This window comes from Nocardia sp. NPDC059691 (genome assembly GCF_042733915.1).
In the GTDB taxonomy this organism is placed as follows: domain Bacteria; phylum Actinomycetota; class Actinomycetes; order Mycobacteriales; family Mycobacteriaceae; genus Nocardia; species Nocardia sichangensis.
In genome coordinates, this window is sequence record NZ_JBHWFB010000005.1 from 386,115 (window position 1) to 410,612 (window position 24,498).

The following is a 24,498-nucleotide window of genomic DNA, read 5'->3' on the forward strand; positions in this document are numbered from 1 at the left end:
CCGAGCCGTCTCGATATACGGAATCGGCGTTGCCCCTGACGTGACGGGCGATCTCAGCGCCGTGATCGTGGCACTCGACCTCGACACTCGGCCGCCCGCAGGGAGAGGATGTCCATCGTCGTGGTGGATGGCGATCCCGAACAGAGGCGGGAGTTCACGACGCCACCGGACTGATCAGCACTTCGGTGCGCGCCCCGTCGACGACGATCACGTCGTCGTCGGTCAGCGCCCAGTGCGCGACGCCTTCGGCGCGGTAGCGAGCCGCGAGGCGAGTGCAGTCGCCTTCGGGGTCGGTGGCCGAATCGATGTGCGGCACGATCCTGCGGTTCACCAGACCCAGTCCGTCCCACTGCGGTTCGACGCCGCAGGCGGGAGCGACCTCGGCCGGATCGTCCACCGCATCCAGGCCGTGCAGGTCCGGGGTCAGCACGCAGGCCCCGGCGCTGTAACCGGCGTAGACGAGCGCGTCGGCGGCGAGTAGCCGGGGCAGAACGCGATCCGCGCCGCTGCGGGCGAACTGCGCGCGCAACACGAACGTGTTTCCGCCGCGCACCCACACGAGCGGGAACTCCGCCAGCTTCCGTTCCAGCTCGGCTTCCCGGCCGACGTACTCGCGCAGGTCGAGCACCTCGGGCTGGTAGCCGAGTTTGCGCAGCGGCGCCAGGTCGCTGGTCACCGCACCCGCCCACGCCTGCGGCCAGGCGTCGCAGGCATTGGGGATCAGCGCGACCCGGCCGGGCGGCCCCGCGAGCGTGACGAGCCGGTCGTAGTGCGCGCCGAACCGGTAGCTGGACAGGAACAGTCGCACCGGCGGCTCAGATGGTGAAGGCCAGGTGGCGGACGAGCCGCTGCCCGAGCTCGTCGTCGCCCTCGACGGTGATCTCGCTCGAGTGCTCCTCGGCGCTGGTCCGACCGCCCCCGAGACGCACGAAAAGCCGAGAGTCCAAGCCGACCTCGACGGTGGCGGGTCCGTCGAACGCGTCCACGTAGTTCGCCCGGCCCGCCACCTGAATGCGCAGGGTTCTGGCCAGCGGACCGGTCAGCGCGAAGGCGATCCGCGCGCCCTCCGGCGCTTCGCCCTTCTTCGCCACCACACGCGGAATGCCGGCCGCGAACTCGTCGAACGCCAACTCGCCGCGGGGACCGCCTTCCTCGACCCGGACCCCGAGCGCGTCGGCGATGTCGAGTTCGTGCATCCAGCAGTCGAACAACCGCACTCGCATGAACCTGCCGTAGGTCACCTGCCCGATCGGCGTGACCGTCTCCTTCTCCCATTCGGCGTCGCCCATGGCCGCGAGCGCCGCGCGCCTGCGGTCGACGACGTCGCGATAGAACGCGAGCAGGCGGGCGCCGGACAGCGGGCGCAGCCGGTCGACCCAGATCTCGTTGAGCACCGCGGTCTCGTTGCGCACGTAGGGCAGCGTGCGCACGTCGGTCTTGGCCTTGGTCGGATCGTGCGCGGGCGGCCGGTCACCCAGCAGGAAGGATTCGGTGCCGATGATGTGGGCGACGACGTCGAATACGGTCCAGCCCGGCAGCGACGACGGGGTGCGCCAGCGATCCTCGTCCAGCGGAGCGATCAGCGCGTCGATCGCCTCCCACTGCCGTGACAGCAGGTCGATCAGCGTGGCCCGATCGAACGTCTCGGTCATCCCTCGGTTTCCTTTTCCGGGCTTGTGCCCTCGTTGTCCAATGCCGCGATGCCTTCCCGGATGGCCGCGGCGGTGGATATCGGATCGTGCGGGCGGCGCAGGAGAAAGCCCTTCGCGAATCGCAGCGTGTCGCCGTGTCTGCGCGGGATCACGTGCAGGTGGACGTGCGGGACGGTCTGGAACGCCGCCGTTCCATCGTTGAGCACCAGATTGGCGCCGTCGGCGGCGAGGCGGCTGCGCCGGATGGCCAGGGCGAGCCGATGACCGGTCCGGAAGATCTGCGCACCGAGTTCGGCGTCGAGGTCCTCCAACTCGGCGGCGTGCCGCTTCGGTATGACCAGCGTGTGCCCGCGGGCGACCGGCCGGACATCGAGAAACGCGCACAGCGTGTCGTCCTCGTACACTTTCGCCGCCGGTGCCTCGCCTGCCACGATGCGGCAGAAGACGCAGTCGTTCACACGCTGGACCATACGGCGTACGAGCCGAGCGGAACACCCCGGATCGCCGATCGGCATGACGCACGTCACTATGCCGCTGTGGGCCGGGCGTCCCACCAGGTGCCCAACCTCGAGGTTGGTAACGAACTTCTCCGTACGGTCTTGCCGTGTTCACCTGCGGAGACCACGATCACACAGCGAAAAGGAAAAACGGTGGACGCCGCTCGGCGGTCGGCGGCTCCCTCGGTGGCGACCGAGGAACTCCGGCGTCCTAGCGCGATCCGTCCGGCGTGTGTGATGGGCATCTCAGCTAGGCTCACGGCGGGCCAGGTACAGTTGCGAAGATTTGGGCGAACTTACTCATCGGTAACATCGTCCGGTCGTCTGCCCGTTGCCTGAAGCTCAGTAAGAGAAGGAAGTCTGACAAGTGGAGACAACGCAGAGCGTAGGCGATCTGTCGCCGCGCGGCGCGCGTGTCGGTGTCGTTCGCGAATCCAACGCGGGCGAGCGACGTGTCGCTTTGGTGCCGAAAATCATTCCGAGCCTGGTGAAACAGGGTGTGGAAGTTGTCGTCGAGCCCGGGGCCGGGAAAGGCGCGCTGATTCCCGACGAAGCCTATGTCCAGGCGGGTGCGTCGATCGGCGATCCGTGGTCGGCGGATGTGGTGGTGAAGGTCGCCCCGCCCAGTGACGCCGAGGTGGGCAAGCTGTCGTCGGGGCAGACGCTGATCGGTTTCCTCGCGCCGCGCAATGCCGAGAATCAGATCGGTGCGCTGAAGTCGGCGGGGGTGCAGGCGTTCGCGGTGGAGGCGATTCCGCGGATCTCGCGTGCGCAGGTGATGGACGCGTTGTCCTCGCAGGCGAATGTGGCGGGTTACAAGGCGGTGTTGCTGGCGGCGTCGGAGTCGACGCGGTTCTTCCCCATGTTGACCACGGCGGCGGGCACGGTGAAGCCGGCGACGGTGCTGGTGCTCGGTGTGGGTGTGGCCGGTCTGCAAGCGCTGGCCACCGCGAAGCGTCTTGGTGGACGGACCACCGGTTACGACGTGCGCCCCGAGGTGGCCGATCAGGTGCGGTCGGTGGGTGCGCAGTGGCTGGATCTGGGCATCGATGCCGCCGGTGAGGGCGGGTACGCCCGTGAGCTCACCGACGAGGAGAAGGCGAAGCAGCAGCAGGCGCTCGAGGACGCGATCAAGGGCTTCGACGTGGTGATCACGACCGCGTTGGTGCCGGGCCGTCCCGCGCCCCGGTTGGTGACCGCGGCCGCGGTGGAGGGTATGAAGCCCGGCAGTGTGATCGTGGACCTGGCGGGAGAGACCGGCGGCAACTGCGAGCTGACCGAGCCGGGTGAGGTCGTGGTGAAGCACGAGGTGACCATCGCCTCGCCGTTGAATCTGCCCGCGACCATGCCCGAGCACGCTTCGGAGTTGTATTCGAAGAACATCGCGGCGTTGCTGGAGTTGATGCTGGTGGACGGCAAGCTCGCGCCCGACTTCAGCGACCAGGTGCTGGCGGATTCCTGCGTCACCCGTGAGCCGGACGCGCCCGAGGCGCCTGCCGAGGCGACGGGGGCAGCGGAGTCCGCCGAGGCAGCGGCTGAGTCGGAGCCGACCGAGGCGAAGGTGGAGAACTGATGTATACCGAACTTCTGGCGAATATCGCGATCCTGGTGTTGTCGGGGTTCGTGGGTTTCGCCGTGATCTCCAAAGTCCCGAACACGTTGCACACGCCGTTGATGTCGGGCACCAACGCTATTCACGGCATCGTGGTGCTCGGTGCGCTGGTCACCTTGGGCAACGTGCAGGATCCCTCGATTCTGACTCAGATCATCCTGTTCGTCGCGGTGGTGTTCGGAACCCTGAACGTCATCGGTGGTTTCGTGGTCACCGACCGCATGCTGGGCATGTTCAAGAGCAAGAAGCCCGCTGCTCAGAAGGCCGGTGAATGATGCATACCTTCGACAACGTGACCTATCTGGTCAACGGTCTCTACATCGTGGCGTTCTCGCTGTTCATCTACGGTCTGATGGGTTTGACCGGCCCGAAGACCGCGGTGCGCGGCAACTTGATCGCCGCGGTGGGCATGGTGATCGCGGTGATCGCGACGTTGATCTCGATCCGCCACACCAGCAACTGGATTCTGATCGTCGCCGGTCTGGTGGTCGGCGTCGTGCTGGGTGTGCCGCCGGCGAAGTACACGAAGATGACCGCGATGCCGCAGCTGGTGGCCGCGTTCAACGGTGTCGGTGGTGGCACGGTCGCGCTCATCGCGTGGTCGGAATTCATCAACTCCCAGGGTTTCTCGCATTTCGACGAGGAGCCGACGGTGCACATCGTGATCGGGTCGCTGTTCGCGGCGATCATCGGTTCGGTGTCGTTCTGGGGTTCGTTGATCGCGTTCGGCAAGTTGCAGGAGATCCTGCCCGGCCGCCCGATCGGGATCGGGAGGTTGCAGCAGCCGTTGAACTTGTTGCTGCTGCTGGGTGCGGTGGCCGCGGCGGTGGTGATCGGTGTCGGTGCCACGGGTGAGGGGGTGTCGCAGCTGTGGATGATCGCGGTGCTGGTGCTCGCGGGTGTGCTGGGGTTGATGGTCGTGCTGCCGATCGGTGGCGCGGACATGCCGGTGGTGATCTCGCTGTTGAACGCGTTGACCGGTCTGTCGGCCGCCGCGGCGGGTTTGGCGTTGAACAACACCGCGATGATCGTGGCGGGCATGATCGTCGGCGCGTCGGGCACCATCCTGACCAACCTGATGGCCAAGGCGATGAACCGGTCCATTCCGGCGATCGTCGCGGGCGGCTTCGGTGGCGGCGGGACCGCGCCGGGCGCCGGTGATGGTGAGCAGAAGCAGGCCAAGGCCACCTCCGCCGCGGACGCCGCGATCCAGATGGCGTACGCCAACCAGGTGATCGTGGTCCCCGGCTACGGTATGGCGGTCGCGCAGGCGCAGCACGCGGTCAAGGAGATGGCTTCGCTGCTGGAGGCCAAGGGTGTGGAGGTCAAGTACGCCATCCACCCGGTCGCCGGTCGCATGCCCGGCCACATGAACGTGCTGTTGGCCGAGGCCGAGGTGTCCTATGACGCGCTCAAGGAAATGGACGACATCAACGGCGAATTCAATCGCACCGACGTCGCCCTGGTGATCGGCGCCAACGACGTCACCAACCCGGCTGCCCGTGAGGACTCCTCGAGCCCGATCTACGGCATGCCCGTGCTCAACGTCGACCAGGCCAAGTCGGTGATCGTGCTCAAGCGCTCGATGAACTCCGGCTTCGCCGGAATCGACAACCCGCTGTTCTACGCCGACCACACCTCCATGCTGTTCGGCGACGCCAAGAAATCCGTCGGGGCAGTCACCGAAGAACTCAAGGCCTTGTAAGCCGAGCATTTCCGCGCAGTGCCCCCTTCGCCGTGGTGCGGAGGGGGCACTGTCGTAATTCGATGGACACCGTGCCCCGCCGCCCCGGATCATTCTCGAAGTGTCCGCACGTCATGAGTCTCTTCGGTTGATCGGTCCCGGGGAGCCCTCGGCCGATCCGGCCGAGCGGCTGCCGTGGGCCGTCGTAGTCGGTTCCACCTACTCCATCCGCGACGCGATCGATGCCCTCGCGCTCGGTCCGTTCCTGCGCGGTGATCATCCATGCGCGCGCACCGCGCAGCTGGAACGGGTGCGACCGGACGCACCGTTGCGTCCCGCCCGCGGCCGCGTGGCGCGCACCGTACGCGACAACGACAGCGGGGCCGCGCTGGTCGTGGGCCCCGGCTGGTCGCTGCGGTCGGTGCGCTGGTCGGGCGGCTCGAACCGAAGCCATTGCGCCGGTTGGCGAGTCGGTGCGGCGAACCGGGCGGTATCCCACACGGCGGTACGCGCACCGATCGGCTAGATTCCATGGGTTCGCCCGTCGCTTCTGTGCGCACGGAATCTAGCGAGACCCGGGGAGGGGATCCATGACCACACCGCCGAATCAACCGTATCCAGGCCAGCCCGGCTATCCGCAGCAGCCGCCTGCCGGTGCGCCGCAAGGCTTTCCGGGCCAGCCGGGAAATCCCGGTCAGCCGCAGGGTTATCCCCAGCCCGGCTATCCCGGTCAGCCGCAGCCGGGCTACCCGCCGCAGGGTGGTTTCCCGCAGCAGCCGGGTTACCCCGGCGGCGGGTTCCCGCCGCCCGGACCCCCGCCCCGACAGAATCGAGGCGGGAGCGGTATCGGCAAGATCCTCGGCATACTCGGCGTCGTCGTGGTGATCGGGTTGCTGGTCGTGGGCGCTCGCACCGTGTTCCGCTCGGACGGCGAGAAGATCGAGATCGGTCAGTGCGCGAAGCTGTCGGGCACCACCGTCAAGGCCGAGTTCGAAACCAAGGAATGCTCCGACGCCGAAGCCAATTACGTGGTGGCGCAACGGCTCGACGGGGCGAACGCGGACTGCGCCACCAAGGATTACGCCAGCTACTACCAGACCGGCGGCAACGAGTACACGCTGTGCCTGCGACTGAACGTCAAGGAGGGCGACTGCATCGACGGCGGTTTCCTCGGCGCCAGCACCAAGGTGGCCTGCGGGTCGACGGCGGACTTCAAGATCGGCCGGATCGTGCGCGGCACCGCGGACAAGTCCGCGTGCGGAGCGAAGGCGACCGAGAACGACACCATCGTCTACCCCAAGCCCGAGCCGATCACCATGTGCCTGGTGCCGCCCAAGTAGCGGTAAGAAGCCACGAGCACGGCCGTCGACCAGGTGCCGATGGTCGAGTTGGCTTGGAATTCGTGATCCGGTCAGCGTGGCGTGGCGACGACGCTCGCGTACGCGCAGCACAGCAGTACGGCGAGGATCGGCACGACCATCGCCGTGGTCAGCGACATCACGGCGGTGAGCCAGCCGATGACCGTGGGCCCGGCGAGCAAGCCGAGGTAGCCGACGCTGAACACCCGTGACATGTCGGTCGCGGCCGTGCGGGAGCCCAGATTCCCCGCCGCGCTGAAGATCTGCGGGATGCCCCCGGCGAGTCCGAGGCCGGTCAAGGCCCAGCCGAGCAGCGTCAGCGGAATCCACGGCGAGACGACGATCACGGCCAGGCCGATGGCCGCGAGGAGCGAGCCGTAGCGCACCACCGCGACCCCGCCGAAGACGTGGCTGACCCGGTCGGTGGCGAACCGCCCGACCGTCATCGTGGTGGAGAAGGCGCCGAAGGCCAGTGCCGCGGTAGCAGCGTCGGCGTCCAGATGGTCGCGCAGCTGCAGTGCGCTCCAGTCGGCGGCCACGCCTTCGGCCAAGAGCAGGGAAAAGGCGAGCACGGCCAGCGCGAGCACCTTTCGGCCGCGAGCGCGAGCATCGAGGGAGGTCGTGGCGCGAGCCCGCGATGATCGGTCTCGGTCGAGCCGGTCCGGCGACTGTGCGGTGGACGCCGCATCGGATCCTGTCGGCATGACGTCGTGCCCGGAGGAATCGCCCATGCCCAGCGACACCTTCGCGTCGTGTTCCAGTGGTGCGGCGTCGAGTTCGGTCGCGTGGACGGACGCCACGACGCCGGGGGACTCCGCCGTTTCCGATGCCGTCTCCCGCAGCAAACGCGGCACCAGCGTCAGGACCAGAGCGACGCAGCCCACCGCGGCGACGACCAGGGTCACCCGCACATCCCAGCCCGCCCGGAGCGCGGCGGCTCCGAGCAGGGACCCGAGCAGTCCACCGCCGGAGAACAACGCGTGGAAGGCGGCCATGATCGGACGCCGGTAGGCCCGTTCCACATGCACCGCTTGGGTGTTCATCGACACGTCCAGCGCTCCGTTGCCGAAACCGAAGCAGGCCAGCGCGAGCGCCAAGGTGAACGGCCCGGTGGCGAAGCCGGGGCCGACCACCGCGAGCGATCCGAAGCACGCCGCGGCGCCGACCAATGTCCTGCTGCCGAACCGATCGGCGAGCGGACCCGCCAGTCGCATCCCGACGATGCCCGCGCCCGACATCAGCAGGATGAACATGCCCAGCGTCGATTTGGCGACCCCGGTGCGGTCGGTGACGACCGGAATGTGCACCACCCACATGGCGAGCAGGAAGCCGTTCAACGCGAAAACCGTGAATACCGCGGCGCGCGCCACACGGAACTGACGATCGACCGTCGGGCTCAACACCATTTCGACGGTACCGAGAAAATCCCCACCCCGACCGGACTCGCTCGCGGAACCGGCCCAGGGCGCCGTTGACCTGGTCGTGCGGCCGTGCGGGACGCTCGACACTGCGCGTCACGTCCGCGAGCGAGTCCTTTTCTCCATGTGAAACGCGTCACGGTGCCCGGACATTCCGGATTCCGCCGGCCGCCGTCGCCGTGACGTAGTCGGCGAAATCCTTCGGGCTCCGGCCGAGCGCGCGCCGCACTCCCTCGGCGGCCCGGCGTTACGAACGTCGAGCACCGGTGCCGAACAGGCACGTCACGGCGGCGGGTAGCCCGGTATATCCGGCGCAGTCGAGACGGAACCTGGCGCAGTGGCTTGTGACCATGCGTGATCGTCTACTGTGGGCGGGTGGATGCGCTCGCCAGTCTGCTCGAAGGCCCTCGCGCTCGCGGCGCGTTCCTGATGTGTTCGCTGCTGGATCCGCCGTGGTCGCTGCGTATCCAGGACGAGGCTCCGCTCACCGTGCTGTCGATGATTCGCGGCGGCGCGTGGATCGTCACCGACGAGGGCGCACCGCGGCAGCTCGGCGCGGGGGACGTCGCGATCTTCCGCGGGCCCGCGCCGTACACGGTGGCCGACGACCCGGCGACCGAACCGCAGATCATCATCCATCCCGGTCAGGTGACGAAGACGCCGCGGGGTGAGGTCCTCTGCGAGACACTGAGCCTCGGCGTCCGGCAGTGGGGAACCGACCCGGACGGCGCGACCTTGATGGTCACCGGAACCTACGAGTCCGCGGGCGCGGCCAGCCGTCGCCTGCTGCGCGCGCTCCCGCCGGTGCTGGTGTTGCGGCGCGGCGAGTTCGACAGTCGGGTGCTCGACCTACTGGTCGACGAGGTGATCAAGGACGAGCCCGCGCAGAGCGCGGTGCTGGACCGCCTGCTGGATCTGGTGCTGATCGCCGCGTTGCGCGCCTGGTTCTCCCGCGCCGACGCGCCCGGCTGGTACCACGCCTACGGCGACCCGCTGGTCGGCAAGGCTCTGCGCCTGTTGCAGCACAATCCGGCGCACGGGTGGACGGTCGCGGGCCTGGCCGAGGCGGTGGGGATGTCGCGGGCGGCGCTGGCGCGCCGGTTCACCGATCTGGTGGGTGAGCCGCCGATGGCGTTCCTCACCGAATGGCGGCTGGCGCTGGCCGCGGACCTGTTGCAGGAATCCGATGCCACCATCGAGGCCATCGCCCGTCAGGTCGGATACGGCAGCGCCTTCGCGCTGAGCACCGCGTTCAAACGGCACTTCGGGATCTCCCCGCGCGACCACCGGCTGGGCGTGGCGCCCACTGAGCTATCGTCGGCCGGGTGACGCAGCAGTATCCGGTGCTCTGGCCGGTGCCGACCCGGTGGGCCGACAACGACCACTACGGGCACGTGAACAACGTGACCTACTACTCGTACTTCGACACCGCGGTCAACGCGTGGTTGATGCACGCCACCGGAACCGATATCCGTGACCTGCCCGCGCTCGGCGTGGTCGCGCAGACCTCCTGCCAGTACCTCGGCTCGATCAGCTTCCCGGATCAGTTGCGGGTCGGCCTGCGCATCTCCCGGCTCGGCCGCTCCAGCATCACCTACGACCTGGCCATCTTCCGCGAGGCCGACGGTGCGCTGGAACTGGCCGCCACCGGTGTCTTCGTGCACGTCTACGTGGACGCCGAGACCCGCAAGCCGGTGGAGATCCCGGAGGTCATCCGCACCGCCGCGGCGGAACTCGTCACGGACTGACCGACGGGCGCGTCACACGCGGCTGAGCAAGGTCAGCGGGTCCTCCAGGAATCCCGCGACAGTGGCCAGGAAGCGGGCGGCGAGTTCGCCGTCGACCATGCGATGGTCGAAGCTGACGCCCAGGGTGGTCACCCACCGGATCGCGATCTCGTCGCGCACCACCCACGGCCGCTTGCGAATCGAGCCGAGACACAGGATGGCGGCCTCGCCCGGATTGACCAGCGGAACTCCGGCGTCCACGCCGAAGACGCCGACGTTGGTGATGGTGAACGTGCCGCCGCGCAGCTCGGCGGGCGTCGCGCTGCCCGCGCGCGCGGTGTCGGCCAGCCAGCCGATCTCGCGGGTCAGGTCGCGCAGGCTCAGGGTCTGCGCCTCTTTGATGTTCGGTACCAGCAGCCCGCGCTCGGTGGCCACCGCGATACCCAGGTTGACGTAGTGCTTGGTGACGATTTCCTGAGCGGCTTCGTCCCAGCAGGCGTTCATGCCGGGGAAGTCGGCGAGCGCGGCGAGCGCCGCCTCGGCGACCAGCGGCAGCGGCGTCAAGGCCAGGCCCGCGAAGGATTTCGTACTGCGTAGATGATCGAGTAGTTCCATCGAGGCGGTGCAGTCCGCGGTGACGAACGTGCTGGCCTGCGGGATGGCGCGCGCACTGGTCAGCATCGCCGCCGCCGTGCGTTTGCGGATGCCGCTGATCGGGGTGCGCTCCTCGCGGGCGGACGGGCGCGCTCCGGCGTCCGCGACGGCGGGCGCGGTGGCCGGACCCGGCTGCGAGACGGGCACCGCGCCGCGCACGTCCTCGACGGTGACCGCGCCGCCTGGGCCGGAACCCGCGATGAACCACAGGTCCAGGCCGAGTTCGCGAGCCAGTTTCCGCGCGGCGGGTGTCGCCGCCGCCCGCGGCGCGCCGAGTACGGTGCCCGGTGGCTGCTCGTGAACCTCCTCCGCCTGGCTGTCCGCGTGGTCGGACCGCGAAACGCCCTGCGCCTCCGCCTGGCCGTCCGCGCGGTCGGACCGCGAAACGCCGGGCTGTGCGGGAGGACGCCGCCGAGACGTCGCCTCCGCCTCAGGGCCGTAGCCGACCAAGACCGACGTGCGCCCCGTGTCGCTCGGCGTCTCTTCCGCTCCGGCCGCCTGTATGCGAATGAGCGGAGACCCGACCGCGACGGTGTCGCCCGGCCGCGCCAGCAATTCGACCACGCGGCCCGCGAACGGCGACGGCAACGAGACGACCGCCTTGGCCGTCTCCACGTCGGCGATGGCCTGGTTCAGCTCGACCGTGTCGCCCACGGCCACCGTCCACGACACCAGTTCGGCGTCGGTCAGCCCTTCGCCGAGGTCCGGCAGCCGGAATTCCAGCACGGACGCCGGAAGATCATGGCCGACCGAGTTTTCCACGCGGCACCTCTCACTACGGCGAGCCCGCCTCACGCGGCGAGGGAACGGTCGACCGCGTCGAGAATGCGGTCGGGGTCGGGCAGATGGTGCTTTTCGAGCTTAGCCGGGGGGTAGGGGATGTCGAATCCGCCGACGCGCAACACGGGCGCTTCCAGGTGATAGAAGCAGCGCTCGGTGACGCGGGCGGCGATCTCCGCGCCGAGCCCGGCGAATACCGGCGCCTCGTGCGTGACGATCAGCCGCCCGGTCTTCGCGACCGACTCCTCGACGGTGTCGAAGTCGATCGGCGAGAGGCTGCGCAGGTCGATCACCTCGAGTGCGTGTCCCTCCCGCGCGGCGATCTTCGCGGCCGTCAGCGCGGTCGCCACGGTCCCGCCGTAGGCGACGACGGTCGCGTCCGCGCCTGTCGTGCACACGCGCGCGCGATCCAGCGGCAGGCCGCTGTCGCGGTCGAGCGCGGCGAAATCGACGTCGGCCTTGTCCCAGTACCTGCGTTTGGGTTCGAAGAAGATCACCGGATCGTTCAGCGCGATCGCCGCGCGAATCATCGAGTACGCGTCGGCCGGGTTGCTCGGTGTCACGACGCGCAGCCCGGCGGTGTGCGCGAAATACGCCTCGGGTGATTCGGAGTGGTGCTCGACCGAACCGATGCCGCCGCCGAACGGGATGCGAATGGTCAACGGCGCGTTGACCTTTCCCTGGGTGCGGTAGTTGATCTTGGCCACGTGCGAGACGATCTGGTCGAACGCGGGATAGACGAATCCGTCGAACTGGATCTCGCACACCGGCCGGTAGCCGCGCAGCGCCATGCCGAAAGCCGTTCCGATGATCCCGGATTCGGCCAGCGGCGTATCGATGACGCGATTGTCGCCGAAGTCCTTCTGCAACGTGTCGGTCACCCGGAACACTCCGCCGAGGCGCCCGATGTCCTCGCCCATCAGCAAGACCTTCGGATCGTCCTCCAGCGCGCGGCGCAGGCCGGTGTTGAGCGCGGCGGCGAAGGTGGTGATCATCGCGGGACTCCTTCTCCTCGTGCGGAGGGCCCGCCGGGATCGCCGGCCAGGTACTCCGCGTACGCCCTCCGCTGTTCGGTGATCAGCGGATGCGGGGTGGTGTAGACGTGCTCGAACAGTTCGCTCGGCGCGGGATCGGGCATGCCGATGGTCGCGCGGCGCACCACTGCCGCCATGTCGTCCGACCGCTGGGCAACCCGCGTGCCGAACGCGTCGTCCCAGTGGCCCTCGCGCTCGAGCAACCTGCGGATCCGGTCGATCGGATCGCGCCGCGCCCATTGCTCGGTCTCGGCGGCCGAACGGTAGCGGGTGGGATCGTCCGCCGTGGTGTGCGGACCCATCCGGTAGGTGAGCGCCTCGATGAACGACGGGCCGCCGCCGGTGCGCGCCCTGGCGATCGCCTGCCTGGTCACGGCGAGGACGGCGAGCACGTCGTTGCCGTCGACCTGCCTGCCCGGCATGCCGTAGCCGTACGCGCGGCGAGCGATCGGCGTCGCGCTCTGCACCCGCACCGGTGCGCTGATCGCCCACTGGTTGTTCTGGCAGAAGAACACCACGGGCGCGCTCCAGGTCGCGGCGAACCCGAGCGCTTCGGCAAGATCGCCCTGGCTGCTGGCGCCGTCGCCGAAGTAGGCGATGGTGGCTGTCTCCGCGCCGTCCATGTGCGCCGCGAACGCGTAGCCGGTGGCGTGCAGCCCCTGGGAGCCGACGACGATGTTGGGGTTGGTCATGTTCACCGTGTGCGGATCCCAGCAATGATGGGCGGCGCCGCGCCACAGCCGGGTGAGATCGGTGGGCGGCACGCCACGGCAGTAGGCGACCGCCGTTTCGCGGTAGCTGCAGAACACGTAGTCGTCGGGATGCAGCGCGTGCGCGGAGCCGACCTGGGCGGCCTCCTGCCCGAGCATGGGGGCCCACAGGCCGAGCTGACCTTGCCGTTGCAGCGCCGTGGCCTCGATGTCGATCCGACGGGCCACCACCATGTCCTCGTACAGCGCCCGCAGGTCGTCCGGCCCGATGTCGGCGACCAGCGCGGCGTGCTCGCGATCGAGGACGCGACGGCCGTCCGGCTGTACCAGTTGCACCGGATACTCGGATTTGCCCGGCATGAGCGATCGCCTCCTCGCCAGGTGTTCGACAGGTCGGATTGTGTCCTATCTCACAGCATCCACCCCAATGCGAACTGCGCAAGTGGTCGGCCGCGGGATGGGCAGAATGCTCAATTGCGACCCGCGCCGTGGTGTCATACTGCGTGGTATGACCAGAGAAACCGCCGGCGTGAGCCTGGACGCCACCGACGCCAGGCTGTTATTGGAACTGGTCGCCAATCCCCGGGCGACAGGTGTCGAGCTGGCTACTCGGCTCGGCCTGTCCCGCAACACCGTGCAGGCTCGCTTGTCCCGCTGGGAGGCCGGTGGCGTGCTGGGCAGCTTCGAGCGGCGCGTCGAGCCGCGCGCGCTCGGCTATCCGCTCGCGGCGTTCGTCGCGGTCGTCGTGGACCAGCACCGGCTGGATTCGGTGGTGGACGAACTGGCCGAGGTGCCCGAGGTGACCGAGGTCTGCGGCATGACCGGACTCACCGATCTCACCGTGCGGGTGGTCGCGCAGGACGCCGACGACCTGTATCGCATCGCCGGGCAGATCCTCAAGATCCCCGGCGTCGAGCGGACGAACATGGCGCTGGTGATGCGCGAGCTGGTCGGTCCGCGTACCGCCCCATTGCTCGACCGCTTGGCGAAATCGGGCTGAATATCCTTGACCTCGAGTGCGATCGAGGTTTCAGGATGGCGGCATGACGCATGACGGAATGACCGTGATCGATACCATCCGGCTGCCGCTCGACGGGGCGAACGAGTACATCGCGCAGTGGCGCGAGCGCGCCGGGAAGGTCAGCCGGGCACCGGGCTTCCGTTCCGCCCGTATGCACCGCGCGACCTCCGCCGACGCGCCGCTGCCGTTGGTCATGGTTGCGGAGTGGGACAGCGTCGCCGCCAGGGACGCGGCGCTGCGCGACTCCGCGTTCCGCGCGTCGGCCCGAGCCGCCGGCGCCAAGGCCGAGGTCGTCGGCAGCGAGTACCGGGTCGCCGCCGAATATCGCTCCGCTGTGCACTCGGACGGACCCGGCATCACCTTCGTCAACGTCTTCGAACTGCCCGCCGAACACTTCGAGGAATTCCTGGCCCACTGGCGCACCAGGGCCGAGCTGATGAGCGCGGCCCCCGGCTTCCGCGACAATCGCCTGCACCGTGCGCTCGACCCCGCCGCGCGGTACACGGCGGTGAACGTGGCGCACTGGGACAGCGCCGCCGCGTGGCGCAGCGCGACGGAGAATCCGGCGTTTCAGCGGCGGCTCGCCGCCGCGCCCGGGTTCGCCACCGCACACCCGCAGCTCTACGAGGTGGTCGCGGGCTTCCCGGCGGAAGACCGGTGATGTCCCGTTAGGGTGCGGGGATGGAGATTTCGGGCAAAGTTGCCATTGTCACGGGGGCGGGCGCGGGGATCGGGGCGGCGTTGGCCGCCCGGCTCGTCGCCGCCGGTGCGCGCGTGGTGCTCGCCGACCTCGACGGTGCGAGCGCGGCGCGGGTCGCGGAGTCTCTCGGGGCGGATGCCGTCGCCGTCGGCGGGGACGTGGCCGACGAGGCGGTGATCCGCGCGTTGATCGAGCGCGCCGAGGCGCAGTTCGGGCCGGTCGACCTGTACTTCGCGAACGCGGGCATCGGCGGCGGCGCGGGTCTGGACAGCACCGACGAGCAATGGGCGGCGGCGCTCGAGGTCAACGTGATGGCCCACGTCCGCGCCGCGCGGCTGCTCGTCCCCGGGTGGCTGTCCCGTGGTGGTGGTTATTTCGTCGGCACGGCGTCGGCGGCAGGGTTGCTCACCCAGCTCGGCTCGGCCCCCTACGCGGTGTCCAAGCACGCGGCCGTCGGTTTCGCGGAATGGCTGTCGGTCACCTACGGCGACCGCGGAGTGCGGGTGAGCTGCGTGTGCCCGATGGGTGTGGATACGCGGCTGCTGCGCGGCGGCCTCGTTCCGCCGGAGCACGCCGCCGAGGCGCAACTCGCGGTGAAGGCCGTCACCAGCGCGGGCGAGGTGCTGTCCCCGGAGGAGGTCGCCGAGATCGTGCTCGCCGGGGTGGCCGACGAGCACTTCCTGATCCTGCCGCACCCCGAGGTGCTGAAGATGTACCGCCACAAGGGCTCCGACTACGACCGCTGGATCGACGGCATGCGGCGCTTCCAGGCCGCGCTCCAGGCCTGAGCAGCTGCCTCGCCTTCGCTCGGCCCGGTGCGGGCTGTGGACGGACTGCGTCCGGCTGCGCCTTTTGTGCAGCTGCCTCGCCTTCGCTCGGCCCGGTGCGGGCTGTGGACGGACTGCGTCCGGCTGCGCCTTCTGAGCAGCTGCCTCGCCTTCGCTCGGCCCGGCGACTAACGCAGCACTTTGCGCACCACGAGTCCCGCGAGTAAAGCCCAGAAGGCGGCGCCGATCCCCGCGAAGCCGACACCGGAGGCGGCGATCAGAAAGGTCACCACGGCGGCTTCGCGGTGTTCGGAGCGCAGCGCCGCGCCGAGGGCCGCGCCCAGGGTCGCCAGCAGGGCCAGGCCGGCCACTGTTTCCAGGGTTCCGGCCGGGGCGGTCGCGATCAGCGTGACCACGGCGGCCGAGCCCAGGGCGAGCAGCAGGTACATCGCGCCCGCGGTGAATGCCGCGATCCAGCGCCGCTTCGGGTCCGGATGCGCCGTGGGGGCCGCCGCGAGCGCGGCGCTGATGGCGGCGAGATTGATCGTGTGCCCGCCCGCGGGCGCTCCGACTATGGTGCCGAGACCGGTGACCGTCATCGCCGCGCGCCATGGCACCCGGTAGTCGAACGAGGCCAGCACCGCGGTGCCAGGGATGTTCTGCGAGGCCATGGTGACGATGTAGAGCGGGATCGCGACGCCGATCAGCGCCTGCCAGCTCCAGTGCGGCAGCGTCAGTTCCAGTCGCGGAGCCATCGCGCCGACGTCGAGATGACGGTGCTGCACGACGATGCTCACGCCGGCGGCTACCGCCGCGGTGACAAAGGCCGCGATCACCGCCCAACGCTGGGCATATCGCTGCAGCACGAGCCAGACCAGGATCACCGGCGCCACCACCGCCGGACTCGTCTGCACCGCACGCACCGGCGCCAGGCACAACGGCAGCAACACCCCCGCCAGCATGGCCTGCGCTATCTCCACCGGGATCGCCGCGACCAGCGCGCCCAGCCGCTGCCAGAGTCCGGTGACGACGATCAGCACCCCCGTCACCACGAACGCTCCGATCGCGGCGGGCCAGCCGCCCGCCACCGCGCCCGTCCCGGCCAGCAGCGCCGCGCCAGGTGTGGACCAGGCCAGCGTGATCGGCATGCGGTAGCGGTAACTCAGCGCCATCATGCCGATCGCCTGGGTGACGCACAGCGCCAGCAGACCCGACGCGGCCTGCGCGGCGCTCGCCCCGACCGCGGTCGATCCGCTCAGCACCACGGCGAACGAGCTGGTGAATCCGACCAGGGCCGTCACCACGCCCGCGCCCAGTGGCGGCGCCAGCCCCGCTCGCGCCCGTTCGGGTTCCCGCGTCGCGGTGGTCTCGGTGGTGGATACGTTCGACACCGGTCGGATATTGCCGCTGGTCACGGACGCGTGTCGCCTGCCAGTGCCCCGAAACTGGACTGACTCGAGCTGGTGTGCGGCACGGGGCGGGAGTGTTCGGCGACATCGGCACATTCGGGTGCGTAGGGTGGGGAGTCGGTGCGCGAGGACGCGATTCGGGACGAGGAGCTGAGTTGAGCGCGGTACTGATCTCACCGGAGGAGCTTCGGGAAGCGTTGCCGGACAAGCGGCTTCGCCTGCTGGATGTGCGATGGGCGCTGGGCGACCCGGACGGGCCGCAGCACTATCTCGCCGGCCACGTGCCCGGCGCGGTGTTCGTCGACCTGGAAACCGAGCTGGCCGCGCCGCCGTCACCCGCGCGGGGCAGGCATCCGCTGCCGGAGCCCGCGCAACTGGAGAAGTGCGCGCGCAGCTGGGGCCTGTGCGAGGGCGACCCCGTGGTGGTCTACGACGCCACCGGCGGTATGGCCGCCGCGCGCGCCTGGTGGCTGCTGCGCTGGGCGGGTGTCGCGGACGTGCGCATCCTCGACGGCGGGCTGCCCGCCTGGATCGACGCGGGCGGGTCCGTCGCGACCGGCGCGGAACCCGACCCCGAGCCGGGCGATGTCGAAGTGCGTCCCGGTCATCTGCCCGTGATCGACGCCGACGCGGCGGCCCGCTGGGAGGGCGTGCTGCTGGACGCCAGGGCGGGCGAGCGCTTCCGCGGCGACGTGGAGCCGGTCGACCCCCGCGCCGGGCACATCCCCGGCGCGCTGAGCGCTCCGACCGCCGACAATCTCGACGCGGACGGGCGCTTCCGCGCCGTCGCGGAACTGCGCGACCGCTTCGCCGATTTCGGATCCGGGCCGGTGGCCGTGTACTGCGGTTCCGGTGTGACAGCGGCGCACCAGGTCGCCGCGCTCGCCATCGCGGGCGTGGAGGCGGCCTTGTATCCCGGGTCGTGGTCGCAGTGGTCGAACGATCCGAAACGGCCGGTCGCGACGGGTAACTGACGCTTTACAGCCAGGCCCGGGCCAGGAGATCGTCGTCGACGACCTCGCTCGCCCGGGGCGGGAACCGGGTGGCCGCGATCGACTCGATATGCGATCCGTCGTGCCCGATCACCCACGAGCCGCCGCGCTCCTCGCATTCGGCGATTTTCGCGAAGGTGGTGAGCAGGAACGTGATCGCCTCGCGCGGGTCGGTGGTGCGGGCCAGCCGCTGGGATTCACCGGGGCGCGACAGGTCCAGCCACACGCCGCACTGCCCGTCGAGCCGCATGCCGACGATCTTGTCGGCATGCACGAAGGTGAATTTGCGCCGTTCCCACGTGGTCGTCGGTGTGAAGCTCTGCTCGAGAACCTGGAGCAGAATCGTCATGCTGCTTCCTCCGCTTCCTTGACACCAAGCTGCGGTTGTTCTGCGATGACCTGCGGATATTCCAGTATGTGCCGGTTGGGCGCAGAAATCCACAACGGTCCGGGCACGGTGTGCGCGGCCGTGTCGCACCCGCCTGCTTGGATGGGGTGATGCTGCACGGACTGTGGTCGCCGGGTGCCGGGTTGCTGCTCTGGAACGACTCGCCGGTCGCCGCGACGTCCGCCGAGCTTCCGGATCCGCTGGGCAGCGTGCTGCGCGCGTCGAAGTTCCGGCACCGGGCCGAGGTCCTGGTCGTCGAGCGCGGGATCGCCGGGACCGAGCAGGTCCGCGCGCACGCGCTGGCCCCGGTCGCGGCAGCGGAGGCCCTCCGGCAGCGGTTGCCCGCCGACCTGGTGGCGGGGGATCTGCGGTATCTGGCGCATGTCGCAAGCGGCATCGAACGCTGGGTGCGCGCCGGGCGTGTCGTGCCGGACCTGCGCAGGGAGGACGGCCAGTGGTGGGTGCGCTGGCGGCTGGTCGGCGGGGAGCGGCAGCGGGCTTGGCTGGCCGAGCTGGCGGTCGCCATGCCGGAGGCGCTGCGGGTGGCCGGCCGTCCGGCAGCGCTGCTCGAGGACCTGGTCACCGAACTCACCGACCCGATCGCGCGGTCACTGGCCGACCTGCCGGACTCGCCGCATCCCCTGGTGGCCGCCCTGGTCGGCGACATTCCGCTGGACAACGGCAGCTATCAGGTCGCCGAAGTGCTGGAGGGCTGGCGGACCAGCCTGACCGGTGACGAGCCGGAATTGGTGCTGCGTCTGCTGGAACCGGACGGCGAACTCGGCCTCGCCGACGAGTCGGTGGCGTTGTGGCGGCTGGAGGTGTGCCTGCGGCTCACCGGTGAGGCGCCCAGAACCGTTCCGCTGCACGAGGACCCGAATCTGGTCCGGATCGCGGTGGACAAACTCGGCGCGGCCAAGCGGGCGTATCCGAGGCTGCGTGACCTGCCGAGCGATCCGCGCAGCATGGATCTGCTGTTGCCCACCGAAGTGGTGCTCGACCTGGTCGCGCACGGCGTGCACGCCCTGCATGCGGTGGGGGTCCAACTGCTGCTCCCGCGCGCCTGGAGTGTCGCCGAACCGAGCATGCGGTTGCGGGTGGAGAGCGCGGTGCCCGCCGCGGAGAGCACGGTCGGTCTGCGCGGCCTGGTGTCCTACCGCTGGGAACTCGCGCTCGGCGGCATGGTGCTGACCACGGCCGAGATGGAACGCCTGGTGCGCGCCAAATCCGATCTCGTCCAGTTACGCGGTCAGTGGGTGCAAGCCGATCACAAGGCGCTGGCCGCCGCGGCCAAGTACGTCGCCGCGCACGCCGACGACTCGCCGATCACTTTCGCGGACATGCTCGGCGAGATCGCGGTCTCCCGGGTGCCCCAGGTGCCGATCACCGAAGTCACCGCCTCGGGCTGGGCAGGGGACCTGCTCGACCGCGCTCGGCAGCCGGAAGCGGTCGCCGCGCCCGTCGGGTTGAAGGCCGAGCTGCGCCCCTACCAGGAACGCGGCCTGGCCTGGCTGGCGACCATGAGCCGGATGGGTTGCGGGGCGATCCTGGCCGACGACATGGGACTCGGCAAGACTGTCCAGGTGCTCGCCCTGCTGGTGCACGAGCGCGAGAACGCGACGTCCGAGCCGCCGCCGGGCCCGACCTTGCTGGTGTGCCCGATGTCGGTGGTCGGCAACTGGCAGCGCGAGGCGGAGCGGTTCGCGCCCGACTTGCGGGTGTGGGTGCATCACGGCGCGGGCCGGCGGGCGGGCGCCGAACTCGACGAGGCGGTCGCCGGCGCGGATCTGGTGATCACCACCTACGCGCTGCTGGCGCGCGACGCCGGGGAACTCGGCAGACAGCACTGGGACCGCGTCGTACTGGACGAAGCGCAGCACATCAAGAACGCGGGGACGCGGCAGGCTCGGGCGGCGCGGTCGCTGCGCGCGCGACATCGATTGGCGCTCACCGGCACTCCGGTGGAGAACCGGTTGGAAGAGCTGCGTTCCATCATGGATTTCGCGATGCCGAAAGTCCTCGGCAGTCCGCAGTCCTTCCGCGCCCGCTTCGCGGTGCCGATCGAACGCGAGCGCGACCAGAACGCGATCAGTCGCCTGCGCTGGCTGACCCAGCCGTTCGTGCTGCGCCGGGTGAAGACCGACCCCACGGTGATCAGCGACCTGCCCGAGAAACTGGAGATGACCGTGCGGGCCAACCTCACCGTCGAGCAGGCCTCGCTGTACCAGGCGGTCGTGGACGACATGCTGGCCAAGATCAAGGACGCGAAGGGCATGGCGCGCAAGGGCGCCGTGCTCGGTGCGCTCACCCGGCTCAAGCAGGTGTGCAACCATCCCGCGCATTTCCTGGGCGACGGGTCGAGTGTGCTGCACCGAGGGGCACATCGCTCCGGCAAACTCGCCCTCGTGGAGGACGTGGTGGACGCGGTGCTGGCCGACGGTGAGAAGGCGCTGCTGTTCACCCAATTCCGGGAATTCGGCGAGCTGGTCGCGCCCTATCTGGCCGAGCGGTTCGGCGCGGCCATCCCGTTCCTGCACGGCGGCGTGCCGAAGAAGAAGCGCGACGCGATGGTCACCGGCTTCCAGGCGCCGGACGGACCGCCGCTGATGTTGTTGTCGCTCAAGGCGGGTGGCACCGGGCTCAATCTCACCGCCGCCAATCACGTGGTCCACCTGGATCGCTGGTGGAATCCCGCGGTGGAGAACCAGGCCACCGACCGTGCCTTCCGGATCGGCCAGCAGCGCAACGTGCAGGTGCGCAAGCTGGTGTGCGTGGACACGATCGAGGAGCGGATCGACGAGATGATCAACGGCAAGCGGCAGCTCGCCGATCTGGCCGTCGGCGCGGGGGAGAACTGGATCACCGAACTGAGCACCGACGAATTGCGCGACTTGTTCGCCCTGGGCGCGGCGGCGGTGGGCGAATGAGTCCGTTCGTCGACTACTCCGAGTACGGGAAGAAGCTGCCGGTGCGCGGCGGAGTGGAAGCCCGCAGCAGACGAGGCGGTTTCGGGCGCACCTGGTGGGGCAGGGCGCTGGTGGAATCGGTCGAGCGAATGGCGGAGCCGGGGCGGCTGGCGCGCGGTCGCAACTACGCCAGATCCGGTCAGGTGGTGAACTACCGGATCGAGCCGGGCGCGGTGACGGCGGAAGTGCAAGGCAGCCAACCGCGTCCGTTCACGGCGGTGTTCACCGTGCGCCCGGTGCGCGAGGACGAACTCGAATTGCTCATCGAGACCATTCGCTCGGCGCCGGGCATGCTCGCCGAGATCGCCTCGGGCGCGTTGCCCACCGGGCTGGGGCCGCTGCTGCTGCCGAGCACCGCGGCGGACCTGGATTTCACCTGCAGCTGCCCGGACCCGGGCTGGCCGTGCAAGCACGTGGCGGCGGTCTGCTACCTGCTGGCCGAGCGGCTCGACGAACACCCGCGCGAGATCCTGACCCTGCGCGGACTCGACCTGGACACGCTGATCGGGGGCATCGAACGCGAGCCGAGACCCACCGTTTCCGACGATCCGTACGGTGAGCGCGTTTCGCTGCCGGACTTGCCCGCGGTCGAATTCCGGGCGGCGCCGGAGGATTTGGATCCGCTGCTGCTCCGTAAGGCGCTGCGGATGACCTCGGCGGACGAGACGGTCGCCGCGACCGGTCTGCGCGATCTCACCGCGCTCTATCGGCGGTTCGACCGCTGACGTTGGTTGGCACCCAGCATCGGGGCTGTCGGTTACCGCCGGTCTGTCGGGGCGGGATCGATACCGGCGGAGCGAAGGGACCGGAGACTTCCCGACGCCGGGTGCCGTTATTCAGTGTCGCGCCGCTCAACCCCGCGCGGAACTGCCCCAGCCACGCCCGGATGCTGCCCTTGCACCGCACTTGCCGCATCTCTCCCGGCGTGGCCCGATCGTCGCGGCTGGTCTCGCTTCGTCCAGAAAAGGCCGCTGACCTGCGTGAATCATCTGTTGTAGGCTGACAGTGTGGCAGGAAAGAGCCCAGCGGCCGGGTCGCCCCGAGACGACCTCGGTACTCCGGTGGATCTCCGCACACCTCCGCGTCGGGTGGTGTCGCTCGTTCCGTCGCTGACCGAGGCGGTGGCGCGCACCTGTCCGGAAGTCCTCGTCGCCGCCACACAATGGTGCACGCACCCAGACGATCTCGCGGTCGAGCGCGTCCGGGGGACCAAGAACCCGGATGTCCGCCGAATCGTCGAACTCGCCCCCGACCTGGTGCTGTGCAACAAGGAGGAGAATCGCCGCCGCGACGTCGAACGCCTGCGCGCGGCGGGAATTCCGGTGTGGGTGACCGAGATAGAGACCGTCGACGAGGCCATGGCCTCTCTGGCCCGGCTCTGCGTGGAGGCGCTCGGCGTCGACCTGCCCGCCTGGCTCGCCGAGGCCCGATCCGTTTGGGCCGCACCATCGCCCGAGCCGGCGCGCGCCGCCGTCATCCCGGTCTGGCGCGACCCGTGGATGGTGGTCGGACGGAACACCTTCACCGGGGACATCGCTCGCCGTTTGGGCCTGCGGCTGGTGCACGCCGATCGCCCCGACCGATATCCCCGCGTCACACCGGCCGAATTGATCGAAGGCGTCGACCTCGCGGTGCTTCCCGACGAACCTTATGTCTTCACCGAAACCGATGGGCCCGAAGCGTTTCCGGACATCCCGGTCGCGCTGGTGGAAGGCCGCGCCCTCACCTGGTACGGGCCGTCATTGGCGACCGCCCGCGATACCCTCACCGCACAACTGGCTCGGGCGGCTCAACCCAATTCGTAGTCGAACCAGATGTGGTGCGTGCCGTCGGCGTCCACGTGCAGGCCGCCCGTGCCCGTGATGCCCGCGAGTTCACCGGTGCCGCTGGCGGGCACGATCACGCAGAACTCGTTCGTGCGGTCGGCGCGGCGGGCACCAACAACCGGCTCAGTCGGCGATCCGGTACACCTGCTGCGCGGTGGTCCGGAAGACCTGCTCGAGTTCGGTCGGACCGCCGCCGTGGCCGGTGACGGCGGACGCGATCGTCTCGATGCTGTTCGCGATGCTGGTGACCGGCTTGTCCACCGGGAAGTTCGACCCCCAGATGAGACGGTCCGCGCCGAAGACGTCCACGGCGTGTTCGACCAGCGGACCGATCCGGTCGAGCAGCTGCGGCACCGGCGTCGGCGTACCGCGCGGCGGGATCGGATGGCCGAGGATCGGCATCATCAGCCCGCTCACCTTCGCGACCACGTTCGGGCGCGCGGCGAGTGCGGCGAGATCGTCGCGCCATCGCACCAGCAACTGCCTGCGCAGCCCGGGATTGGTGCCGGTGTGCTTGCCCACCGCCCCGAAGATCCCCGCGGGCGTGCCGAGGTGGTTCAGCACGATCGGCACTTCGGGATAGCGTTCGGCCAGCGCGGTGACGTCGGGAATGGCATGCGAGTACACCCAGGCTTCGAACGACAGGCCGCGCTCGGCCAGCCGCGCGAAGCCGTCCAGGAATTCCTTGGTCGCGAGCTTGCCGGGCGCGTCGGTGAACGACCGAACACCGGGATCGGGATGGTGGGCGACCATGGTGCGGATACCGCGCAGCAGCGGCGAGGCGGCCGCGTGCGCGTCGAGGAGCTCCCCGAACCGGGGGTCGGCCGGATCGCCGCCCGCGAGGATAGCGCCGAGCCGTGGCGCCGCTTCCAGCGGCAGCCCGGCCACCCAGGCGGTCTCCCCGGCTTTGCCGAGCGGTCCCGGTTGCGACCATTCGACTTCGATGTGCGCTACCACCTCCACCGGCGCGTTCCCGGCGTCGGCGCGGTAGTCGAACGGAAGGTAGGGCCGCAGGTAGGCGACCGGGTCACCGACGAATTCCCGGTCCCGGCGCGGCGCGAGGCGCTTCGCGGCGTCCACCGGGACCGGCAACAGCCGGAACAGCTTCGCCAGGGCGCTGAAATCCCGGGGTGTGCCGAACGGATCCCACTGGTGGATGTGTGCGTCGATGATCCGGATTCCCGAGAGGTCCATGTCTGCCGTCCCCAACCGCGCCGAAGGTTTGCTCGGCGATTGTCACATGCCCGGCGCGCGGTGAGTTCGGAATCCGCGCCCGCCGAGTCGGCACGGCGGGTTCCGCCGG

25 protein-coding genes are annotated in these 24,498 nt (G+C 69.6%); 14 read left to right on the top strand and 11 right to left on the bottom strand.

Annotated features, from left to right (window positions below):
• Positions 1–154: 154 nt before the first annotated feature.
• Genes ACFV2O_RS14390 through ACFV2O_RS14400 form a run of 3 tightly spaced genes read right to left on the bottom strand, consistent with a single transcriptional unit; the run spans position 155 to position 2,110 of the window.
• On the bottom strand, positions 155–808 hold the full coding sequence (locus ACFV2O_RS14390; protein WP_379252129.1) for a Type 1 glutamine amidotransferase-like domain-containing protein: 654 nt from the start codon (positions 806–808) through the stop codon (positions 155–157).
• 7 nt (positions 809–815) lie between these two features.
• Positions 816–1,652, bottom strand: coding sequence for a maleylpyruvate isomerase family mycothiol-dependent enzyme (locus ACFV2O_RS14395; RefSeq protein ID WP_379252130.1), 837 nt, complete (start codon positions 1,650–1,652; stop codon positions 816–818).
• Complete coding sequence (locus ACFV2O_RS14400) at positions 1,649–2,110, bottom strand: HIT family protein (protein ID WP_355073595.1); 462 nt, start codon at positions 2,108–2,110, stop codon at positions 1,649–1,651. The genes ACFV2O_RS14395 and ACFV2O_RS14400 overlap by 4 nt, the downstream gene beginning before the upstream one ends.
• Before the next feature lie 406 nt (positions 2,111–2,516).
• Here ACFV2O_RS14400 and ACFV2O_RS14405 point away from each other — a divergent pair, with 406 nt between their 5' ends.
• From ACFV2O_RS14405 to ACFV2O_RS14425, 5 genes are all read left to right on the top strand, one after another.
• On the top strand, positions 2,517–3,722 hold the full coding sequence (locus ACFV2O_RS14405) for a Re/Si-specific NAD(P)(+) transhydrogenase subunit alpha (protein ID WP_379252131.1): 1,206 nt from the start codon (positions 2,517–2,519) through the stop codon (positions 3,720–3,722).
• Positions 3,722–4,036 (top strand): NAD(P) transhydrogenase subunit alpha, encoded by a 315-nt coding sequence (locus ACFV2O_RS14410; RefSeq protein WP_063023007.1) that lies wholly within the window; start codon positions 3,722–3,724, stop codon positions 4,034–4,036. The genes ACFV2O_RS14405 and ACFV2O_RS14410 overlap by 1 nt, the downstream gene beginning before the upstream one ends.
• A gap of 17 nt (positions 4,037–4,053) precedes the next feature.
• Positions 4,054–5,466, top strand: coding sequence for an NAD(P)(+) transhydrogenase (Re/Si-specific) subunit beta (locus ACFV2O_RS14415; protein WP_379252186.1), 1,413 nt, complete (start codon positions 4,054–4,056; stop codon positions 5,464–5,466).
• 100 nt (positions 5,467–5,566) lie between these two features.
• Positions 5,567–5,971: a DUF5925 domain-containing protein gene (locus ACFV2O_RS14420; RefSeq protein WP_379252132.1), complete on the top strand. Its 405-nt coding sequence runs from the start codon at positions 5,567–5,569 to the stop codon at positions 5,969–5,971.
• Between the two features lie 64 nt (positions 5,972–6,035).
• The gene (locus ACFV2O_RS14425) at positions 6,036–6,785 is read left to right on the top strand and encodes a hypothetical protein (protein ID WP_379252133.1); all 750 of its coding nucleotides are present in this window, start codon (positions 6,036–6,038) and stop codon (positions 6,783–6,785) included.
• A gap of 71 nt (positions 6,786–6,856) precedes the next feature.
• On the opposite strand, the gene ACFV2O_RS14430 is transcribed toward ACFV2O_RS14425, so the two are convergent.
• A complete protein-coding gene (locus ACFV2O_RS14430; RefSeq protein WP_379252134.1) occupies positions 6,857–8,209 on the bottom strand; it encodes an MFS transporter in 1,353 nt (450 codons plus the stop codon).
• Positions 8,210–8,596: 387 nt separating this feature from the next.
• On the opposite strand from ACFV2O_RS14430, the gene ACFV2O_RS14435 reads away from it, so the two are divergent.
• Both ACFV2O_RS14435 and ACFV2O_RS14440 read left to right on the top strand, forming a co-directional pair.
• Positions 8,597–9,550 carry an AraC family transcriptional regulator gene (locus ACFV2O_RS14435; protein WP_379252135.1) on the top strand — a complete coding sequence of 318 codons (954 nt, stop codon included), beginning with the start codon at positions 8,597–8,599 and terminating at the stop codon, positions 9,548–9,550.
• A complete protein-coding gene (locus ACFV2O_RS14440; protein ID WP_355073607.1) occupies positions 9,547–9,969 on the top strand; it encodes a thioesterase family protein in 423 nt (140 codons plus the stop codon). Before ACFV2O_RS14435 ends, ACFV2O_RS14440 begins: the two co-directional genes overlap by 4 nt.
• A gap of 12 nt (positions 9,970–9,981) precedes the next feature.
• Here the strand turns inward: ACFV2O_RS14440 and ACFV2O_RS14445 are convergent, their stop codons facing one another.
• Genes ACFV2O_RS14445 through pdhA form a run of 3 tightly spaced genes read right to left on the bottom strand, consistent with a single transcriptional unit; the run spans position 9,982 to position 13,486 of the window.
• The gene (locus tag ACFV2O_RS14445; protein ID WP_379252136.1) at positions 9,982–11,364 is read right to left on the bottom strand and encodes a dihydrolipoamide acetyltransferase family protein; all 1,383 of its coding nucleotides are present in this window, start codon (positions 11,362–11,364) and stop codon (positions 9,982–9,984) included.
• 29 nt (positions 11,365–11,393) lie between these two features.
• Positions 11,394–12,377 (bottom strand): alpha-ketoacid dehydrogenase subunit beta, encoded by a 984-nt coding sequence (locus ACFV2O_RS14450; RefSeq protein ID WP_379252137.1) that lies wholly within the window; start codon positions 12,375–12,377, stop codon positions 11,394–11,396.
• On the bottom strand, positions 12,374–13,486 hold the full coding sequence (gene pdhA, locus ACFV2O_RS14455) for a pyruvate dehydrogenase (acetyl-transferring) E1 component subunit alpha (protein ID WP_379252138.1): 1,113 nt from the start codon (positions 13,484–13,486) through the stop codon (positions 12,374–12,376). Before pdhA ends, ACFV2O_RS14450 begins: the two co-directional genes overlap by 4 nt.
• Before the next feature lie 148 nt (positions 13,487–13,634).
• Between pdhA and ACFV2O_RS14460 the strand changes: the two genes are divergently transcribed.
• The 3 genes from ACFV2O_RS14460 to ACFV2O_RS14470 are packed head-to-tail and all read left to right on the top strand — an operon-like array spanning position 13,635 to position 15,635.
• The gene (locus ACFV2O_RS14460; RefSeq protein ID WP_355073615.1) at positions 13,635–14,126 is read left to right on the top strand and encodes an Lrp/AsnC family transcriptional regulator; all 492 of its coding nucleotides are present in this window, start codon (positions 13,635–13,637) and stop codon (positions 14,124–14,126) included.
• A 43-nt stretch (positions 14,127–14,169) separates the two neighbouring features.
• On the top strand, positions 14,170–14,808 hold the full coding sequence (locus tag ACFV2O_RS14465) for an antibiotic biosynthesis monooxygenase family protein (RefSeq protein WP_379252139.1): 639 nt from the start codon (positions 14,170–14,172) through the stop codon (positions 14,806–14,808).
• 20 nt (positions 14,809–14,828) lie between these two features.
• Entirely contained in the window at positions 14,829–15,635 is an 807-nt protein-coding gene (locus tag ACFV2O_RS14470; protein ID WP_379252140.1) for an SDR family oxidoreductase, read from the top strand.
• 167 nt (positions 15,636–15,802) lie between these two features.
• Here ACFV2O_RS14470 and ACFV2O_RS14475 read toward each other — a convergent pair whose 3' ends face one another.
• On the bottom strand, positions 15,803–17,005 hold the full coding sequence (locus ACFV2O_RS14475; protein WP_379252141.1) for a benzoate/H(+) symporter BenE family transporter: 1,203 nt from the start codon (positions 17,003–17,005) through the stop codon (positions 15,803–15,805).
• Between the two features lie 185 nt (positions 17,006–17,190).
• Here ACFV2O_RS14475 and ACFV2O_RS14480 point away from each other — a divergent pair, with 185 nt between their 5' ends.
• Entirely contained in the window at positions 17,191–17,997 is an 807-nt protein-coding gene (locus ACFV2O_RS14480) for a sulfurtransferase (RefSeq protein ID WP_379252187.1), read from the top strand.
• A 4-nt stretch (positions 17,998–18,001) separates the two neighbouring features.
• Here ACFV2O_RS14480 and ACFV2O_RS14485 read toward each other — a convergent pair whose 3' ends face one another.
• A complete protein-coding gene (locus tag ACFV2O_RS14485; RefSeq protein ID WP_355073623.1) occupies positions 18,002–18,364 on the bottom strand; it encodes a hypothetical protein in 363 nt (120 codons plus the stop codon).
• 149 nt (positions 18,365–18,513) lie between these two features.
• Between ACFV2O_RS14485 and ACFV2O_RS14490 the strand changes: the two genes are divergently transcribed.
• The 3 genes from ACFV2O_RS14490 to ACFV2O_RS14500 all read left to right on the top strand — a co-directional run bounded on the left by ACFV2O_RS14490 (position 18,514) and on the right by ACFV2O_RS14500 (position 23,174).
• Positions 18,514–21,330: a DEAD/DEAH box helicase gene (locus ACFV2O_RS14490; protein ID WP_379252142.1), complete on the top strand. Its 2,817-nt coding sequence runs from the start codon at positions 18,514–18,516 to the stop codon at positions 21,328–21,330.
• Entirely contained in the window at positions 21,327–22,094 is a 768-nt protein-coding gene (locus tag ACFV2O_RS14495) for an SWIM zinc finger family protein (RefSeq protein ID WP_379252143.1), read from the top strand. Before ACFV2O_RS14490 ends, ACFV2O_RS14495 begins: the two co-directional genes overlap by 4 nt.
• 282 nt (positions 22,095–22,376) lie before the next feature.
• Positions 22,377–23,174 (top strand): helical backbone metal receptor, encoded by a 798-nt coding sequence (locus ACFV2O_RS14500; protein WP_379252145.1) that lies wholly within the window; start codon positions 22,377–22,379, stop codon positions 23,172–23,174.
• On the opposite strand, the gene ACFV2O_RS14505 is transcribed toward ACFV2O_RS14500, so the two are convergent.
• On the bottom strand, positions 23,159–23,272 hold the full coding sequence (locus ACFV2O_RS14505; RefSeq protein ID WP_379252146.1) for a DUF3224 domain-containing protein: 114 nt from the start codon (positions 23,270–23,272) through the stop codon (positions 23,159–23,161). The two genes, ACFV2O_RS14500 and ACFV2O_RS14505, sit on opposite strands and share 16 nt — an antisense overlap.
• 46 nt (positions 23,273–23,318) lie before the next feature.
• A complete protein-coding gene (locus tag ACFV2O_RS14510) occupies positions 23,319–24,389 on the bottom strand; it encodes an amidohydrolase family protein (protein ID WP_379252147.1) in 1,071 nt (356 codons plus the stop codon).
• Between the last annotated feature and the right edge of the window lie 109 nt (positions 24,390–24,498).

Coding starts and splice junctions, on each gene's coding strand:
- ACFV2O_RS14395 (WP_379252130.1), bottom strand. CDS start 1,652: ATGACCGAGACGTTCGATCGGGCCACGCTGATCGACCTGCTGTCACGG.
- ACFV2O_RS14410 (WP_063023007.1), top strand. CDS start 3,722: ATGTATACCGAACTTCTGGCGAATATCGCGATCCTGGTGTTGTCGGGG.
- ACFV2O_RS14425 (WP_379252133.1), top strand. CDS start 6,036: ATGACCACACCGCCGAATCAACCGTATCCAGGCCAGCCCGGCTATCCG.
- ACFV2O_RS14430 (WP_379252134.1), bottom strand. CDS start 8,209: ATGGTGTTGAGCCCGACGGTCGATCGTCAGTTCCGTGTGGCGCGCGCC.
- ACFV2O_RS14450 (WP_379252137.1), bottom strand. CDS start 12,377: ATGATCACCACCTTCGCCGCCGCGCTCAACACCGGCCTGCGCCGCGCG.
- pdhA (WP_379252138.1), bottom strand. CDS start 13,486: ATGCCGGGCAAATCCGAGTATCCGGTGCAACTGGTACAGCCGGACGGC.
- ACFV2O_RS14460 (WP_355073615.1), top strand. CDS start 13,635: ATGACCAGAGAAACCGCCGGCGTGAGCCTGGACGCCACCGACGCCAGG.
- ACFV2O_RS14465 (WP_379252139.1), top strand. CDS start 14,170: ATGACGCATGACGGAATGACCGTGATCGATACCATCCGGCTGCCGCTC.
- ACFV2O_RS14470 (WP_379252140.1), top strand. CDS start 14,829: ATGGAGATTTCGGGCAAAGTTGCCATTGTCACGGGGGCGGGCGCGGGG.
- ACFV2O_RS14485 (WP_355073623.1), bottom strand. CDS start 18,364: ATGACGATTCTGCTCCAGGTTCTCGAGCAGAGCTTCACACCGACGACC.
- ACFV2O_RS14490 (WP_379252142.1), top strand. CDS start 18,514: ATGCTGCACGGACTGTGGTCGCCGGGTGCCGGGTTGCTGCTCTGGAAC.
- ACFV2O_RS14495 (WP_379252143.1), top strand. CDS start 21,327: ATGAGTCCGTTCGTCGACTACTCCGAGTACGGGAAGAAGCTGCCGGTG.
- ACFV2O_RS14510 (WP_379252147.1), bottom strand. CDS start 24,389: ATGGACCTCTCGGGAATCCGGATCATCGACGCACACATCCACCAGTGG.